This window comes from Domibacillus indicus (assembly GCF_023715895.1).
Taxonomy (GTDB): Bacteria; Bacillota; Bacilli; order Bacillales; family Domibacillaceae; genus Domibacillus; species Domibacillus indicus_A.
Window position 1 is genome coordinate 1 of the sequence record NZ_JAMBOO010000152.1, and the last position, 248, is coordinate 248.

Genomic DNA, 248 nt, shown 5'->3' on the forward strand with positions numbered 1-248 from the left:
TCCCTGAGTAGCGGCGAGCGAAACGGGACATAGCCCAAACCAGAAGGCTTGCCTTCTGGGGTTGTAGGACACTCTATACGGAGTTACAAAGGAAGAAGATAGGTGAAGCGATCTGGAAAGATCCGCGAAACAAGGTAACAGCCCTGTAGCTGAAATCTTCTTCTCTCTTGAGTGTATCCTGAGTACGGCGGAACACGAGGAATTCCGTCGGAATCCGGGAGGACCATCTCCCAAGGCTAAATACTCCC

Annotated in this window: 1 rRNA gene; it reads left to right on the forward strand. The window is 51.6% G+C overall.

The window, feature by feature from the left end:
* Window positions 1–248, forward strand: a 23S ribosomal RNA gene (locus M3221_RS26035); the annotation flags it as partial.